General features: G+C 65.2%; 14 protein-coding genes and 1 pseudogene. 4 read left to right on the plus strand and 11 right to left on the minus strand.

Annotated elements, in window-relative coordinates:
• Positions 1-11: 11 nt before the first annotated feature.
• Positions 12-1,155, minus strand: a pseudogene (locus tag AC56KL_RS18410) (cytochrome-c peroxidase).
• A 131-nt stretch (positions 1,156-1,286) separates the two neighbouring features.
• On the minus strand, positions 1,287-1,754 hold the full coding sequence (locus AC56KL_RS18415) for a FixH family protein (protein WP_497181620.1): 468 nt from the start codon (positions 1,752-1,754) through the stop codon (positions 1,287-1,289).
• Between the two features lie 145 nt (positions 1,755-1,899).
• Here AC56KL_RS18415 and AC56KL_RS18420 point away from each other — a divergent pair, with 145 nt between their 5' ends.
• Positions 1,900-2,934, plus strand: a complete 1,035-nt coding sequence (locus tag AC56KL_RS18420) for a GlxA family transcriptional regulator (RefSeq protein ID WP_497181621.1) — start codon at positions 1,900-1,902, stop codon at positions 2,932-2,934.
• A 13-nt stretch (positions 2,935-2,947) separates the two neighbouring features.
• Here the strand turns inward: AC56KL_RS18420 and AC56KL_RS18425 are convergent, their stop codons facing one another.
• The 8 genes from AC56KL_RS18425 to AC56KL_RS18460 all read right to left on the minus strand — a co-directional run bounded on the left by AC56KL_RS18425 (position 2,948) and on the right by AC56KL_RS18460 (position 11,551).
• A complete protein-coding gene (locus tag AC56KL_RS18425; protein WP_497181622.1) occupies positions 2,948-4,099 on the minus strand; it encodes a DJ-1/PfpI family protein in 1,152 nt (383 codons plus the stop codon).
• 123 nt (positions 4,100-4,222) lie between these two features.
• Positions 4,223-4,768 carry a GNAT family N-acetyltransferase gene (locus AC56KL_RS18430; RefSeq protein WP_497181623.1) on the minus strand — a complete coding sequence of 182 codons (546 nt, stop codon included), beginning with the start codon at positions 4,766-4,768 and terminating at the stop codon, positions 4,223-4,225.
• A complete protein-coding gene (locus AC56KL_RS18435; protein ID WP_497181624.1) occupies positions 4,765-5,892 on the minus strand; it encodes an acyl-CoA dehydrogenase family protein in 1,128 nt (375 codons plus the stop codon). Before AC56KL_RS18435 ends, AC56KL_RS18430 begins: the two co-directional genes overlap by 4 nt.
• A gap of 33 nt (positions 5,893-5,925) precedes the next feature.
• The gene (locus AC56KL_RS18440) at positions 5,926-6,594 is read right to left on the minus strand and encodes an SDR family oxidoreductase (RefSeq protein WP_497181625.1); all 669 of its coding nucleotides are present in this window, start codon (positions 6,592-6,594) and stop codon (positions 5,926-5,928) included.
• A 125-nt stretch (positions 6,595-6,719) separates the two neighbouring features.
• Entirely contained in the window at positions 6,720-7,919 is a 1,200-nt protein-coding gene (locus AC56KL_RS18445; RefSeq protein ID WP_497181626.1) for an acetyl-CoA C-acyltransferase, read from the minus strand.
• Complete coding sequence (gene aceK / locus AC56KL_RS18450) at positions 7,912-9,714, minus strand: bifunctional isocitrate dehydrogenase kinase/phosphatase (RefSeq protein ID WP_497181627.1); 1,803 nt, start codon at positions 9,712-9,714, stop codon at positions 7,912-7,914. The genes AC56KL_RS18445 and aceK overlap by 8 nt, the downstream gene beginning before the upstream one ends.
• A 135-nt stretch (positions 9,715-9,849) precedes the next feature.
• Positions 9,850-11,034: an isovaleryl-CoA dehydrogenase gene (locus AC56KL_RS18455; RefSeq protein WP_497181628.1), complete on the minus strand. Its 1,185-nt coding sequence runs from the start codon at positions 11,032-11,034 to the stop codon at positions 9,850-9,852.
• 115 nt (positions 11,035-11,149) lie between these two features.
• A complete protein-coding gene (locus AC56KL_RS18460; protein ID WP_497181629.1) occupies positions 11,150-11,551 on the minus strand; it encodes a MerR family transcriptional regulator in 402 nt (133 codons plus the stop codon).
• 145 nt (positions 11,552-11,696) lie between these two features.
• Between AC56KL_RS18460 and AC56KL_RS18465 the strand changes: the two genes are divergently transcribed.
• From AC56KL_RS18465 to AC56KL_RS18475, 3 genes are all read left to right on the plus strand, one after another.
• Positions 11,697-12,749 (plus strand): MBL fold metallo-hydrolase, encoded by a 1,053-nt coding sequence (locus AC56KL_RS18465; protein WP_497181630.1) that lies wholly within the window; start codon positions 11,697-11,699, stop codon positions 12,747-12,749.
• 238 nt (positions 12,750-12,987) lie between these two features.
• On the plus strand, positions 12,988-13,425 hold the full coding sequence (locus AC56KL_RS18470; protein ID WP_497181669.1) for a hypothetical protein: 438 nt from the start codon (positions 12,988-12,990) through the stop codon (positions 13,423-13,425).
• A 117-nt stretch (positions 13,426-13,542) separates the two neighbouring features.
• Entirely contained in the window at positions 13,543-13,716 is a 174-nt protein-coding gene (locus AC56KL_RS18475) for a hypothetical protein (RefSeq protein WP_369091148.1), read from the plus strand.
• Between the two features lie 45 nt (positions 13,717-13,761).
• Here the strand turns inward: AC56KL_RS18475 and AC56KL_RS18480 are convergent, their stop codons facing one another.
• Complete coding sequence (locus AC56KL_RS18480; RefSeq protein WP_497181631.1) at positions 13,762-14,355, minus strand: UbiX family flavin prenyltransferase; 594 nt, start codon at positions 14,353-14,355, stop codon at positions 13,762-13,764.
• Positions 14,356-14,359: the final 4 nt, after the last annotated feature.

The following is a 14,359-nucleotide window of genomic DNA, read 5'->3' on the forward strand; positions in this document are numbered from 1 at the left end:
CTCCGGTGCAGTCAAGGTCCGGGACGTCGCTTCAACGGTGGATGCTCCGTGATCGGCGAATTCAAGCTATGTAGAAAACTCACCAGGTCGGCCAGTTCAGATGCGGTAAGCGGGACCGGTTGACGCTCGTTGCGTCCGATGGCAGCCCGCGGCGCGTTCGCATAGTGGCGCACGACCTCCTCGAGGGTGGCGATCTGCCCCGCATGCATGTAGGGCGCGCGCTGGGCTACGTTGCGCAGTCCCGGCGTCTTGAACGCCCCCACCATGTGCGGATCGTCGGCCGCAATGAATTCCAGCTCGGCGCATTGCTCACGCCGGGCATCGCTGTACGGGCCCAGGCAATTGAACTCGTCGCGCAATACGGCGTCGATCGCCGCAGACCTGCCCGCATCGGGCCGGCTTCCCAGGCGCGGCGGTACGCCAGTGTTGTGAAAATGCTGGTCGCTCATCAAGGGGCCCGCATGGCAGCTGATGCACTGTGCCTTGCCCATGAAAAGACGCAGGCCGCGCTTTTCCGCGCTGTTCAGGGCCGCTGGAGCCTCGGGGCCCAGCCCGGTAACGCCGCCGATGTAGTCGTCCAGCCGCGAGGGCGCGAAATGCAGCGTCTTTTCGTAGGCGGCAATGGCTTTCCCCATGTTGGCGAATACGCGCGACACCTCCTGGCGTTGCAGCGGCGTCATGCTCTCCCAGGCAGCGCGTTCGGACGCGCTGCCGTTGGGGCCCGCAGCGCGCGGCCAGCCTGCGCTTGCGGGCAACGGCTGGAACACCGCTTCATAATCCGGGCGGTAGTGCTCCAGCATCACCCTGGCATACGCAACACGGTTGCCGCCGTGTTCTGCCGGATCTTCCATCGGCCCCAGGGCCTGCGACCACAGGCTGTCCTTGCGCCCGTCCCAGAACTGCCAGGCCCCGCGGGCGCTGTCGACCACGGGCATGGTCCGGCGCTTTCCGGTCGCGATGCCGATGCCCAGTGGCCGGCCATCCTGGAACTGCTGTGCAGGCACGTGGCAGCTCGCACGAGATGCGCCCGTTCGCGCTCAGGCGCTGGTCGAAGAACAGCTTCTTGCCCAGCGCCGCCGCATCCTGGCGCGACTCGACCGCGTTCGACGGATCGGGCGCGCCCTCGCCCAGGGTGCTGATATGCAGCGTCTTCATCAAGGACACTTCCCTGGCCGTCCAGCCGTCGCGCAGCACGCTGGCGATGCTGTTTCCCAGCACCGCCTGGCTGCCCGCGATGAAAATCAGGGCGCCGGCGCATGCCGGCAGCAGAAAGCGCGGCGCCACGGCTAGCCCTCGACCGGTTCGGTGACGATGGTGTTGAAGGTAACCTGATCCGTACGCTCGCCCGCCTGGATCTTCAGCTTCATTTCCCACCAACCGGTCATGCTGAACTTCACGCCATCGAGCCGGTACCGGCCATTGCCCAGGTCGGCGGTGACCCTCGGCTGCGTCGGGTAGCCATGCAGATGCTGCGGCATGCCGCCATCGACATCGATCTTCGCGCCGCTGACCGGCGCGCCGGTGGCGTTCCTGATGTCGATTTCCCAGGCATGGATCTGGTTCACAGGGATGCTCCGGACCAGCGGATGGATCGACACCTGGAACTGTCCGTCCGCCGTTACCCGGGTGGTGCGCAGATCGAGCTTGTCGGGCGGCGCCGTCATGGCGCATGCGGCGAGGCCAAGGGAGGCCGCCGCGATGAGTATCCGTTTAACGCTGAACATCATAAAATCCTTTCTGTTTGCAGAGGTCATGGCGCGACGCCGGGAGAATCCAGTATTCCGGAACGGAAGCGGCCAGGCCGGACAAAACAACCGGGAATCCTGCCAGGCCGCGCCCGGCCGGCCGCCTGGTTCTTATTTCCTTGGATGACAACGTGGTCGAGATCGGACATCAAGCATGAGCTCTCTGAACCTGACAGGACGGCACCGCGTCGTCATCGTGGCGCTGCCGCCGGTAATCGCCCTCGATGTCACCGGACCGCTCGACGTCTTCAGCATGGCCAATTCCCTGATGTCCGAGCGCGGCAAGGCCCCGCCCTACGAATTGCGCCTGGCAAGTCCGCGCGGCGAGCCGATCCCGAGCACCTCGGGCATGAGGATGTTCGCGGACTGCGCGGTGCTGGATGAGACGCTCACGACGGACACCCTGCTCGTGGCGGGCGGCCCGGGCGCCCGGCAAGCCGTCGGCGATCCCGTGCTGATGGATGGATTGCGCAGCCTGTGCGGCCGCGCCCGCCGTGTCGGATCGATCTGTACCGGGGCGTTCGCGCTGGCGGGAACCGGCTTGTTGGATCACAAGCGCGCCACCACGCACTGGGCCCATTTCGACGAGTTCGCCAACCTGTTTCCTTCGATCGAACTGGACCGGGACGCGCTGTTCGTCGACGTCGAAAGCTGCCATACGTCGGCCGGCATCTCGGCGGGCATCGACTATGCGCTGGCGCTGGTCGAGTCCGACCTCGGCCGGTCCATGGCGCTGGATGTGGCGCGCAACCTGGTCGTCTTCCTCAAGCGCCCTGGCGGCCAGGCCCAGTTCAGCGCGCAGCTGGCCGTGCAGTCGAGCGCGGCGGACACGGACCGCTTCGATGAACTGAACCGCTGGATCGAGAACAACCTCGCGCTCGAGCTGTCCGTCGAGCTCCTGGCGGAGCGGGTCGCGATGAGTCCCCGCAATTTCGCCCGCCGCTTCGTCGAGAAGATGCGGATGGCGCCTGCCAAGTACGTCGAGCTGCTGCGCGTCGATGCGGCGCGCCGCATGCTGACCGATACCGACCTGCCGCTTGCACGGGTGGCCCAACGCTGCGGCTTCGGTTCGGCCGAGACGATGCGGCAGGCCTTCCACCGGCACATCCGGTCTGCCCCGGGCGATTTCCGCGCCCGCTTCCAGAGCGCCCGCTCCGCCGACCCCGCTGCTGCCCGGCAGGACCCATGACGGGATCCGCTGTTTACTTCATGCCGCGCGTGTACTCGAAGTCATAGGCGACGCCGTCGGCCGTATTGCGCCCATAGTCGCTGTCGATGCCGTCCAGCACACGGTCGAATACACGCGCCGTGGGTTCGGTCGGCAGTGCCGGCAGCATGCGCGATGGCCTGGTGGTGGTGGCCACGCCGTCGGGGATGAAGCTCAGTCCGTTCCTGGTCACGAAGGGGGCGTCGCTGGATGCAAGCGCGAGCGCGCGGCTGCGCCCGGTGCGCGAGTAGGCATCCATCGTCAAGGCCAGCGCCACGTCGTCGACGCCGGCACGGACCGGCACGCCGACGCTGTCGGCCGAGTGGAACCATCGGTTCGCATACGCTGTCGTGAAGTGTCCGGACAGGTTGTGCCCGAAGCGCGGAACGAAACGTTCGCTGTCATGGCCCGGCCCCCAGTCGGCGACGCCATACCGGGCCGCGACCGTGGCCGCCCGTTCGCGCCCGGCGATGGCTTCCACCAGGGCGAGCGCGGTCGGTATGGCGGCGCTGATGCCTGCGCTCGACATGACGTTCCCGTCGACGACATAGCGCGTATTTTTCAACCAGACGGTGTCCGGAAACTCCTTCGTGCGCATCTCGTGCGTGAACCAGTGCGCAGTGCCGCGCCGGCCGTTCATCAGGCCGGTCCTGGCCACCACCAGCGCGCCATCGCAGATGCTGACCACCAGGGCGCCTTTTGCGCCCTGCGCGGCGATCCATGCCAGCAGGGTCGGTTCCGCGCGGTCGGCGACGGCCGGCACGACGACGATGTCGGCCCCGGTGGGATACTGGACGTCGAATTGGGCCAGCGTCCCATGCGGCAGCAGTTTCAGAGAGGTGGGCCGCATGGTGACGGGGCCGGGCCGAACGGCCAGCGCATGCACTTCGGCAGTGCCGGCTTCGCTCAGGATGCTGTAGGGGATGACGAAGTCGGTCATCTCGGTGCCGCGGTTCTCGCCGACCACGGCAACGACGGGGCGCGTGCGCCCCTCACGCGGCTGGAAGCGGCCAATCGATTCGGGCGAGGCCTGATCGGCGTGCAGCCGGGATTCCGGAAGGGTCTCGAACGCAGCGGCGCCGTGCCAGGGCATGATGGCCAGGGCCGCGTTGAGCGTGAGCAGCGTAATGAATTTGGATACGGGCATGGTGGTCCTCTGAAGTGGTTGAGCAGCACCATGGTGCCGCCCCGCCGCCGCTTCAAACGGACAAGATGCCAAACGATCCTGCCAAGCGCCAAGCGCCATGCGCGGCATCGGCGCGGCGAGCAATCAGGCCAGCCGAATGCTCATCGACACCGCCCCGACGGATGCTCCGCCGATGCGATACAGGTCCGGGGTCGCGCCGGTTTCGGTGAAACCGGCGCGTGCGTAGAGGCCGCGCGCCTTGTGGTTCTGCGCCAGCACCTCGAGGTCGACCCAGGCGAAGCCGCCGGCGCGGGCCCAGGCCAGCGCCTCCTGCACCAGGCGCGTGCCCAGGCCGGCGCGGCGCAGGTCGTGGCGCACGCCCATGCCGAGCAGGGTACGGTGGCTGCAGGCCGGTTCCGGACGGCCGCGCAGGTCGATGTGGCCGGCGATGCGGCCCGCCGCGTCGAGCGCGATCCACAGCTGGCGCCAGCCCGGCTGGCCGACTGGCGTGGCGACGCCGGCCGCGAAGCGCTCGCGCAGCGCCTGCGGCACGCCATCCGGCGTGGGCTCCATTGGCTGGAACAGCAGGCCGTCGCATCCGTTTTCCGCCAGCTGTTCGCCCAGGTAGGCGAACAGCGCCGGCAGGTCATCCGCCGTGGCGGGACGGATGGAGACCGCTTGTTGCGTCACAGCGCGCGGGCGATCAGGATCTTCTGGATGTCGCTGGTGCCTTCATAGATCTGGCACACGCGCACGTCGCGGTAGATGCGCTCGACCGGGAAGTCGGCCACATAGCCATAGCCGCCGAACACCTGCATGGCGCTGGAGACCACGCGCTCGGCCATCTCGGAGGCGAACAGCTTGGCCATCGCGGCTTCCTTCAGGCACGGCAGGCCAGCATCCTTCATCGACGCCGCATGCAGGATCAGCTGGCGCGCGGCTTCGATCTGCATCGCCATCTCGGCCAGGCGGAACTGCACGGCCTGGTGGTCGAAGATCGGCTGGCCGAAACTGGTACGGTCCTTGGCGTAGACAAGCGCGGCTTCGTACGCCGCGCGCGCCATCCCGACCGACTGCGAAGCGATGCCGATGCGTCCACCCTCGAGGCCCGACAGGGCGATCTTGTAGCCCATGCCTTCCTGGCCGATCAGGTTTTCCACTGGGACGCGAGCATTGTCGAACACGATCTGCGCCGTGTCCGACGAGTGCTGGCCCATCTTCTCTTCGATGCCGGCCACGATGTAGCCCGGGGTGTTCGTCGGCACCCAGAACGCGCTGATGCCCTTCTTGCCGGCCGCCTTGTCGGTGACCGCCAGGACGATGGCCACGTCGCCGTACTTGCCGCTGGTGATGAACTGCTTGCTGCCATTGATGACGTAATGGTCGCCATCCCGCACTGCCGTGGTGCGCAGCGCCGAGGCGTCGCTGCCGGTGTGCGGCTCGGTGAGAGCAAAGGCGCCCAGCATCTCGCCTTGCGCCAGCGGGCGCAGGAAGCGCTCCTTCTGCTCGTCGTTCGCATACATCATGGCGATCGAGCAGACCGGGCAGTTGTTGACCGAGATGATGGTCGAGGTGCCGCCGTCGCCGGCCGCGATTTCTTCCAGCACCAGCGCCAGCGACACGTAGTCGAGGCCCGCGCCGCCGTACTGCTCCGGCACCGCGACGCCGAAGGCGCCGAGTCCGGCCAGTTCCTTCAGCTCGTCTTTCGGAAAATAGTGATCGCGGTCCCAGCGGGCGGCGTTCGGGGCCAGGCGCTCCTGTGCATAGCTGCGCAGGGCGTCGCGGATCATCTGGTGTTCTTCGCTCAGAATCATGGTGTCTCGTTGGTTGTTATGCGTTGTCTGGGATTACCACGGGATCGGCGTGCCGTCGTGGTCGAGGAAGGCGCCATTGCTGGACTTGTCGAGCCTGGCCAGCGTGGCGCGCAGGTCGCGCACGCTTTGTTCGGGCGTGAGGGTGGCGCCGGCGCCGCCCATGTCGGTCTGGACCCAGCCCGGGTGGAAGGACACGCAGGTTGCTCCTCGCGCGCCATAGGTGATGGCGGCGTCCATCAGCACCGAGTTGAGCGCGGCCTTGCTGGCGCGGTACAGGGTGCCTTCGGTGGCGTTGCGCGCGCCGATCGAGCCCATTTTCGAGGACAGCACGGCCAGCTTGCCGCGGCTGTCTGCCAGCAGCGGGCCGACGATCGGGATCAGGCGCATGGCCGCCAGCACGTTGGTGTGCATGACGGCGTCGAATTCGGGACCGGTTGGGAAGCTTGAACCGCGCGGACCGTAGACGCCGGCCACCAGCCAGGCCACGTCGACCTTCTCGTCGTCGAGCCGCCAGCCCAGCGCGGCAATCGAGTCGGCGCTCAGGACATCGAGCTGGTGGGCGGTCGCGCCCAGGCGGGCCAGTGCGTCGCAGTCTTCCTGCTGGCGCGCGGTGGCGATCACGCGCCAGCCGTCTTCGCGGTATTGGCGCACCATCTCGTGGCCGATGCCGCGCGAGGCGCCGAGGATCAAAGCGGTGGGCATGGAAAACTCCTTAGGTTGTTCGTAGGGTGGGCGGGTCTCCCGCCCACGCGTTCAACCAACCCGTGCGTTAACAATATGCCGGTTGTATTTGGACGCGTGGGCGGACAAGCCGCCCACCCTACGGATTACACCAATTCGATCGCCATCGCCGTCGCTTCGCCGCCGCCGATGCACAGCGATGCCACGCCGCGCTTGCCGCCGGTGCGCTTCAGCGCGCCCAGCAGGGTGACGATGATGCGCGCGCCCGAAGCGCCGATCGGGTGGCCCAGGGCGCAGGCGCCGCCGTGGATGTTGACCTTGCCGTGCGGGATGTCGAGGTCGCGCATGGCGGCCATCGGCACCGCGGCGAAGGCTTCGTTGATCTCGAACAGGTCGACGTCGCCGGCCGTCCAGCCGGTTTTCTTGAACAGCTTCTGCATGGCGCCGATCGGGGCGGTGGTGAACAGGTTCGGTTCCTGGGCGTGGGTGGCGTGGCCGAGGACGCGCGCGATCGGGGTCAGGCCGAGTTCCTTGGCCTTCGATTCGCGCATCATGACCAGGGCGGCGGCGCCGTCGTTGATCGACGAGGACGAGGCGGCGGTCACGGTGCCGTCCTTCTTGAATGCCGGCTTCAGGGACGGGATCTTGTCGACCTTGGCCTTCATCGGGCCCTCGTCCTTCTCGACCAGCAGTTCGCCGGTACGGGTGGCGACGGACACCGGCGCCACTTCCCAGTTGAACCAGCCTTCGTTGTTGGCGGCCTGGGCGCGCTTGACCGATTCGATCGCGAAATTGTCCTGCTCTTCGCGGGTGAACTGGTAAGTGGCCACGCACTCTTCGGCGAAGGTGCCCATCGAGCGGCCTTCGCCGGTCTTTTCGTTGCGCGAGTAGGCGTCTTCCAGGCCGTCGAGCATCATGTGGTCGAACATCGGCGCATGGCCGATGCGGTAGCCGCCGCGCGCTTTCGGCATCAGGTAGGGAGCGTTGGTCATCGATTCCATGCCGCCCGCGACGACGATGTCGGCGCTGCCGGCCACCAGCTGGTCGTGGGCGAAGATCGCGGCCTGCATCGCCGAGCCGCACATCTTGGAGAGGGTCACGGCGCCGGTCGACAGCGGCAGGCCGGCCTTGATCAGCGCCTGGCGCGCCGGGGCCTGGCCCTGGCCGGCCATCAGGCAGTTGCCGAAGTAGACGTGCTCGACGCTGTTGGCATCGACGCCGGCGCGTTCCACTGCGGCCTTGATCGCCACCGCGCCGAGGTCGCTCGCCGTCTTCGACGAAAAATCGCCCTGGAAGGCGCCCATCGGGGTACGGGCGGCGCCGACGATAACGACTGGATCATTCATGGTTCAGGTTCTCCAAATGAGGGATAGGTGCTTGATGGCAGAAACGGATCTGCTGGGGGTAGGGGAACACGTCGTCGACGACGCCTTCCAGGATGCGGTCCTTGTGGGATTGCCAATACGCGCGGGATAACAGCTCCGCATGGTGCTTCATGAAGTAGTGCCGGATGGTCGGATTTCCAAGGAGGAAACGGCCGAACTGTTCCGGAAAGACGTCATGCCTGCCGATCGGGTACCAGGGCTCCGAGGCCATCTCGTCCTCTTCGTTGCGCGCTTCCGGGATGTCGCGGAAATTGCAAGTGGTGAGGTACTCGATTTCATCGTAATCGTAGAATACGACGCGGCCATGGCGGGTGACGCCGAAATTCTTGTACAGCATGTCGCCGGGGAAGATATTCGCGGCGACCAGGTCCTTGATCGCATTGCCGTATTCGATCACGCCATGCTCGATGCGTTCCTCGTCGCCGGCAGCCTGGGCCTCGGTCAAGTAGAGATTCAATGGCACCATGCGGCGCTCGATGTAGAGGTGGCGCACGATGATGCGCTCGCCTTCGGTCTCGACCAGCGATGGGGCGAACTCCTTCAGTTCGTTCAGCAGCTCTTCCGAGAAGCGCGCCAGCGGGAAGGCGACGTCGGAATATTCGAGGGTGTCGGCCATGCGCCCGACCCGGTCGTGGTGCTTCACCAGCAGGTATTTTTCCTTGACCTGGGCGCGCGTGGTGTCCTTCGGCGGCGGATAGAAATCCTTGATCACCTTGAACACGTAGGGGAAGGAGGGCAGCTCGAACACCAGCATCACCAGGCCGCGGATGCCGGGCGCGATGCGGAACAGGTCGGAGCTGTGCTTCAGGTGCTGCAGGAAGTCGCGGTAGAACAGGGTCTTGCCCTGCTTTTGCAGGCCCAGCACCGTGTAGATCTCGCTGCGCGGCTTGCGCGGCATCAGGCTGCGCAGGAAGCCCACGTAGGCCGACGGCACTTCCATGTCCACCAAAAAGTAGGCGCGCGTAAAACTGAACAGCAGGGTGATGTGGTAGACATCAAGCAGCACCGTGTCGAGCACCAGTTTTCCCGAGCGCTCGTGCAGCACCGGGACCACGAAGGGATAGTCGCGCGGACCGTTGATGACGCGGCCGACGATGTAGGCACCCTTGTTGCGGAAAAAGGGGTTGGACAGCACCTGCAGCTGCAGGTTCGATTCCGCGCGGTCCAGGCCGAATGCCGCGACCAGGCGCGCCTCGACCTGCGCCACGTCGCGGTCGAGGTCGGCGAAGGGCACGCCGAACTGGAAGTTGGTCACCACCCGGCGCAGGGCGAGGCGCAGGCCGTCGGCGGCCGGGTAGTAGACCCGGTAGGTCGGCAGGTGTTCCTCGGTCTCGATGTACTCGGTGGAGATCACCGGGCGCACGAAGATGTAGTCGTTATGGTAGTAGCTGCGGTGCAGGATGATGCAGGTGACCGAATTGAAGAAGGTCTCGGCCAGTTCCGGCTGCTTGTGGCCTGCCAGCTGCCCGATGTAGTGCAGCTTGGTTTCGCGCCAGACGCGGTCCGTGAGTTCGTCGGGCTCGTACGCGTCCTGCAGCACTTGCACGCATTCCTGCACGCGCCGGTCGTAGTAATCGATGCGTTCGCGCGCGGCTGCCTGGGCGGTGGCCCAGTCGGCCGTCTCGAAGTGGCGCCGCGCCGCCTGGCTGGCCTGGCGGAACAGGCGATAATGCTTGTCGAAGCCGTCCAGGATGGTGCGCGCGATGTCGAAGGCGATCTGGGAAGACAGCAGTTTGGGGAACGCTTGCTGGGTCATCGTCGTCTCGCGGTAGGATGGTCGGCTTTGCCGACCGCGCGTTCAACGAAAGCCGGCATATCGATAACGCATCGGCTGGCTGGACGCGCGGTCGGGAGGACCCGACCACCCTACGACATACGCCATTAATATGTTTTACATCGTCTCGCCGAACAGCTCGCGCCCGATCAGCATGCGGCGGATTTCGCTGGTGCCCGCGCCGATCTCGTACAGCTTGGCGTCGCGCCACAGGCGGCCGACCGGGTATTCGTTGATGTAGCCGTTGCCGCCCAGGGTCTGGATCGCTTCGCCCGCCATCCAGGTCGCCTTCTCGGCGCTGTACAGGATGGCGCCGGCGGCGTCCTTGCGCAGGGCGCGCACCTGCTCCGGCGAGGTCGCGCGGTCGCAGGCCTGGCCCACGGCATACACGTAGGCGCGACACGCCATCATGGTCGAATACATGTCGGCGATCTTGCCCTGCATGAGCTGGAATTCGCCGATCGCCTGGCCAAACTGCTTGCGCTCGTGGATGTAAGGCACCACCGAATCCATGCAGGCCGACATGATGCCCAGCGGACCGCCCGACAGCACGGTGCGCTCGAAGTCCAGGCCCGACATCAGGACGTTGACGCCCTTGCCGACGCCGCCCAGCACGTTCTCGACCGGCACTTCGCAGTCCTGGAACACCAGTTCGCCGGTGTGCGAGCCGCGCATGCCCAGCTTGTCGAGTTTCTGCGCGATCGAGAAGCCCTTGAAGCCTTTTTCGATCAGGAAGGCGGTCATGCCGCGCGGGCCGGCTTCGAGGTCGGTCTTGGCGTACACCACCAGGGTGTCGGCGTCCGGGCCGTTGGTGATCCACATCTTGGTGCCGTTCAGGACGTAGCGGTCGCCCTTCAGCTCGGCCTTGAGCTTCATGCTGACGACGTCGGAACCGGCGTTCGGCTCGGACATGGCCAGCGCGCCCACGTGCTCGCCCGAGATCAGCTTCGGCAGGTACTTGCGCTTCTGCTCTTCGTTGCCGTTGCGCTTGATCTGGTTGACGCACAGGTTCGAGTGGGCGCCGTAGGACAGGCCGACCGAGGCCGAGGCGCGCGAGATTTCTTCCATGGCGACGATGTGCGCCAGGTAGCCCATGTTGGCGCCGCCGTACTCTTCGCTGACTGTGATGCCCAGCAGGCCGAGCTCGCCCATCTTCTTCCACAGGTCCATCGGGAACTGGTCGCTGTGGTCGATCTCCGCGGCGCGCGGTGCGATTTCGGCTGCCGCGAACTGTTGTACGGCTTCGCGCAGTGCGGCGATGTCTTCGCCATGGTCAAAGGTCAGGCCTGGGAGATGCAGCATGTCGTCCTCGTGAACGGTGGTTGAGCAGAATACGATGCATGATACTCGCCTCTTACGTTAACGTAAACGTCAACTAGATGGCGAAAAAACGGGAGGTCGAACCTCCCAGGCCCAGTCAGGCGGCGTCCTTGCTTTCGACGCTTTCTTCCAGCAGGCGGCGGCACTCTTCCTCGTGTGCGGAGATTTCCTCGAGCGCCATCTCGATGTCGGCGCGCTGTTGTTCCAATGTCACGCGCTGGTGGGCAAGCACGCCGAGGAAGCGGTTGATCTGGGCGACGGTGTCGCGCGGCGACTCGTACATGTCGACGATGCTCTTGATCTCCGACAGCGTCAGTCCAAGACGCTTGCCGCGCAGGGTGAGCTTGAGCCGGGTGCGGTCGCGCGGTGTGTAGACACGGTTGCGTCCGCCCACGCCTTCGCGCTTGGGGCTGAGCAATCCCTGGTCCTCATAGAAGCGGATCGCGCGGGCAGTGATGTCGAATTCGCGGGCCAGTTCGGCGATGGTGTAGGTAACCATGGAGCTATGGGATAGGAAAGCTGGGCAAGGGAAGCAAAACAAGTAATCGCTTACAATCGACTCTGCGCATTTCCGTTTACGTTAACGTAAGTGTGCGCCATTGCATTGTAGCGCGACCGCCTGTCGACGAACACGAAAGTTTTCCATGAATTCCCTCGAAGCCCAGCTCCACTACCCATTCGGCGACACCATTCCGGCGCCGGGCGTGATGCAGGAAGTGGCGCCCGGCCTGGCCTGGATCCGCATGCCGCTGCCATTCGCGCTCGACCACATCAACCTGTGGCTGCTGCGCGACGAACAGGAGGGGCGTGCCGGCTGGAGCGTGGTCGATTGCGGCGCTGGCACGGAGGTGACGCGCGTGGCGTGGGAGGAAGTGCTTACTAACGGGTTGCAGGGCGCGCCCCTGCTGCGCGTCTTCGCCACACACTGCCATCCGGACCACGTCGGCCTGTCAGGCTGGTTGAGCGATCGCTTCGGGGCGCCGTTCTGGACCACGACCGGCGAATTCGCCTTCGCCCGCATGATGGCCGCGGCCCTGCCGGGCGTGGACGGGCCATCGGCCATTCCGCATTTCGAGCGCCATGGCCTGCTCGACCCGGCCATGCTGGAACAGATGCGCAGCCGCCGCAACTACTACCCTTCGCTGGTACCTGCCGTGCCGGACGCCTATACCCGCCTGCAGGACGGCGACACGGTCGAGGTGGGCAGCCGTGCATGGCGCGTGATCACCGGCTTCGGCCATTCGCCGGAACATGCGTCCTTGTATTCGGAAGAATTGAACGTGCTGATTTCCGGCGACATGGTGTTGCCGCGCATCTCCACCAACGTGTCGGTGTTTGCGGTCGAGCCGGAAGGCAATCCGCTTGCGCTCTACCTGGCCTCGCTGGAAAAATTCACAAACTTGCCTGAAGACACGCTCGTGCTGCCCTCGCACGGCAAGCCCTTCCGCGGCCTGCACACCCGGATCACGCAGCTGCGTGCGCACCATGCAGCCCGACTGGCCGAAGTCATGGCTGCCTGCACCGAGCCGAAGTCCGCCGTCGACATCGTGCCCTTGATGTTCCACCGCCAGCTCGACGCCCACCAGCTCAGCTTTGCCCTGGGCGAAGCACTGGCGCACCTGCATAAGCTATGGCGCGACGGCGCGCTGCGGCGGATGACCGGCGCCGACGGCGTGATCCGCTTCGTCCTGGCCTGACGAACCCGTTCTAATAAAAAGAACATTTAACGATTGTGCATAGTTTTATGCAGGGAAACGTGCGGCCGTCGTGTCCAAATTTCCGTTAAGTTATATTTTCATTCCCCAAATGGGGAATTGAGGTAAGATTTTCGTGCTGTACAAAATGCAAATTCTATTAAAAAATCACATCTTTGTTACTTTTTAAGGGTATGATTGTCCGCGCGGCTTCTCAGCAGTAAGAAGCCGGTTGTCCGACATGAATCTAAGCTCCACAATGAATTCAACTAATGAACGGGAGAGCTTCAGTGAGCGCCTGCAGCAGGCGCTGAAGAATGCTCACTACTCGCCCGATAGCCCTACCCGCCTTGCCAGGGAATTCAATATCCGTTTTGAAGGCCGCCCGATCACCGTCCATGCTGCGCGCAAGTGGCTGGTAGGCGAGGCCATTCCCACCCAGGAAAAACTGCGCATGATCGCCCAATGGCTGGGCGTGCCTGCCGACTGGCTGCGCTTCGGCGGCGCGGAACATGCCGCCGGCGGCAGCGACGGCAATAGCGGCGCGGCACGTTTCGAATCGGCCGACGTCAAGCTGATTGCAGATTTACAACGCCTCGATGAGCATCACCGCCAGCTGGCGCGTGAGTTCATCCGCATGCTGGTGCGGATGAATCACCAGAAGCCGGAGCTGAAATAGTTTCGCGATTGCACTTTTCGTGAACCTGGAACGGCACAAACGGCCGTAGCTGGGTCATAATCCGTCAGTGGCGAGCGGATCCGCCGCCACCGGGTCACGTCAAGGAGCAGCTGCCGCATGCGAAACAACTACGCCAACACCGCCCAGCTCAAGGAACTGATGACCGCACCGCCCATGACGGCGGCGCGCCATGCCGAGGTGATGCGACAACGCAATGCCCGGCGGCGGATGATCGAGGAAGCGCGCGAGGCGAAGAAGGCCGACGAACCGTTCGACGGCGACAAGCGCTGAGCTGAGTTGCTGCTGCGGGCAGCGCTTGCAGCCCTGGCAACGCTTTCAGTCGCCCTGCGCGTCTTTCATGCCGCCCCAGCGGGAGGCGTGGGCGTTATCGAGCCCGAGAAGGTCGACCGCCCGGTCGATCGTATGCTCGACCATCTCGTCGATCGTCGCAGGACGGTGATAAAAGCTCGGCAGGGGCGGAAACACGATCCCGCCCATTTCCGTCACGGCCGTCATGTTGCGCAGGTGCGCTAGATTGAATGGTGTTTCGCGCACCATCATCACCAGCCGGCGTCTCTCCTTCAGCATCACATCCGCGGCACGCGCGACCAGGTTGTCCGACAGTCCGTGGGCGACGGCTGCCAGCGTCTTCATCGAACAGGGCGCGATCACCATGCCATCGACCTGGTAGGATCCGCTGGCGATCGAGGCGCCGATGTCGCGGTTGCGGTGGACGACATGGGCCAGGCTTTCCGCGTCGCGCCGCTGCAGGCCGAGTTCCTGGTGCAGGGTGAGGGAGGCGGCGTCGGACATCACCAGGTGGCTTTCGACGCCGGGAGTGGCGTACAGGCGCCGCAGCAGCTGCACGCCATAGACCGCGCCGGTTGCGCCGGTGATGGCGACAATGATCCGGCGCGGGCGGTCGCTCATGCGA

This window comes from Telluria sp. ZB4P34 (assembly GCF_059686055.1).

Bases quoted from the DNA above. Each gene is read 5' to 3' on its own strand.
- AC56KL_RS18445 (WP_497181626.1), bottom strand. From the start codon at position 7,919: ATGAATGATCCAGTCGTTATCGTCGGCGCCGCCCGTACCCCGATGGGC.
- AC56KL_RS18460 (WP_497181629.1), bottom strand. From the start codon at position 11,551: ATGGTTACCTACACCATCGCCGAACTGGCCCGCGAATTCGACATCACT.
- AC56KL_RS18470 (WP_497181669.1), top strand. From the start codon at position 12,988: ATGAATCTAAGCTCCACAATGAATTCAACTAATGAACGGGAGAGCTTC.
- AC56KL_RS18465 (WP_497181630.1), top strand. From the start codon at position 11,697: ATGAATTCCCTCGAAGCCCAGCTCCACTACCCATTCGGCGACACCATT.
- aceK (WP_497181627.1), bottom strand. From the start codon at position 9,714: ATGACCCAGCAAGCGTTCCCCAAACTGCTGTCTTCCCAGATCGCCTTC.
- AC56KL_RS18415 (WP_497181620.1), bottom strand. From the start codon at position 1,754: ATGACCTCTGCAAACAGAAAGGATTTTATGATGTTCAGCGTTAAACGG.
- AC56KL_RS18435 (WP_497181624.1), bottom strand. From the start codon at position 5,892: ATGATTCTGAGCGAAGAACACCAGATGATCCGCGACGCCCTGCGCAGC.
- AC56KL_RS18480 (WP_497181631.1), bottom strand. From the start codon at position 14,355: ATGAGCGACCGCCCGCGCCGGATCATTGTCGCCATCACCGGCGCAACC.
- AC56KL_RS18440 (WP_497181625.1), bottom strand. From the start codon at position 6,594: ATGCCCACCGCTTTGATCCTCGGCGCCTCGCGCGGCATCGGCCACGAG.
- AC56KL_RS18420 (WP_497181621.1), top strand. From the start codon at position 1,900: ATGAGCTCTCTGAACCTGACAGGACGGCACCGCGTCGTCATCGTGGCG.
- AC56KL_RS18425 (WP_497181622.1), bottom strand. From the start codon at position 4,099: ATGCCCGTATCCAAATTCATTACGCTGCTCACGCTCAACGCGGCCCTG.
- AC56KL_RS18475 (WP_369091148.1), top strand. From the start codon at position 13,543: ATGCGAAACAACTACGCCAACACCGCCCAGCTCAAGGAACTGATGACC.
- AC56KL_RS18455 (WP_497181628.1), bottom strand. From the start codon at position 11,034: ATGCTGCATCTCCCAGGCCTGACCTTTGACCATGGCGAAGACATCGCC.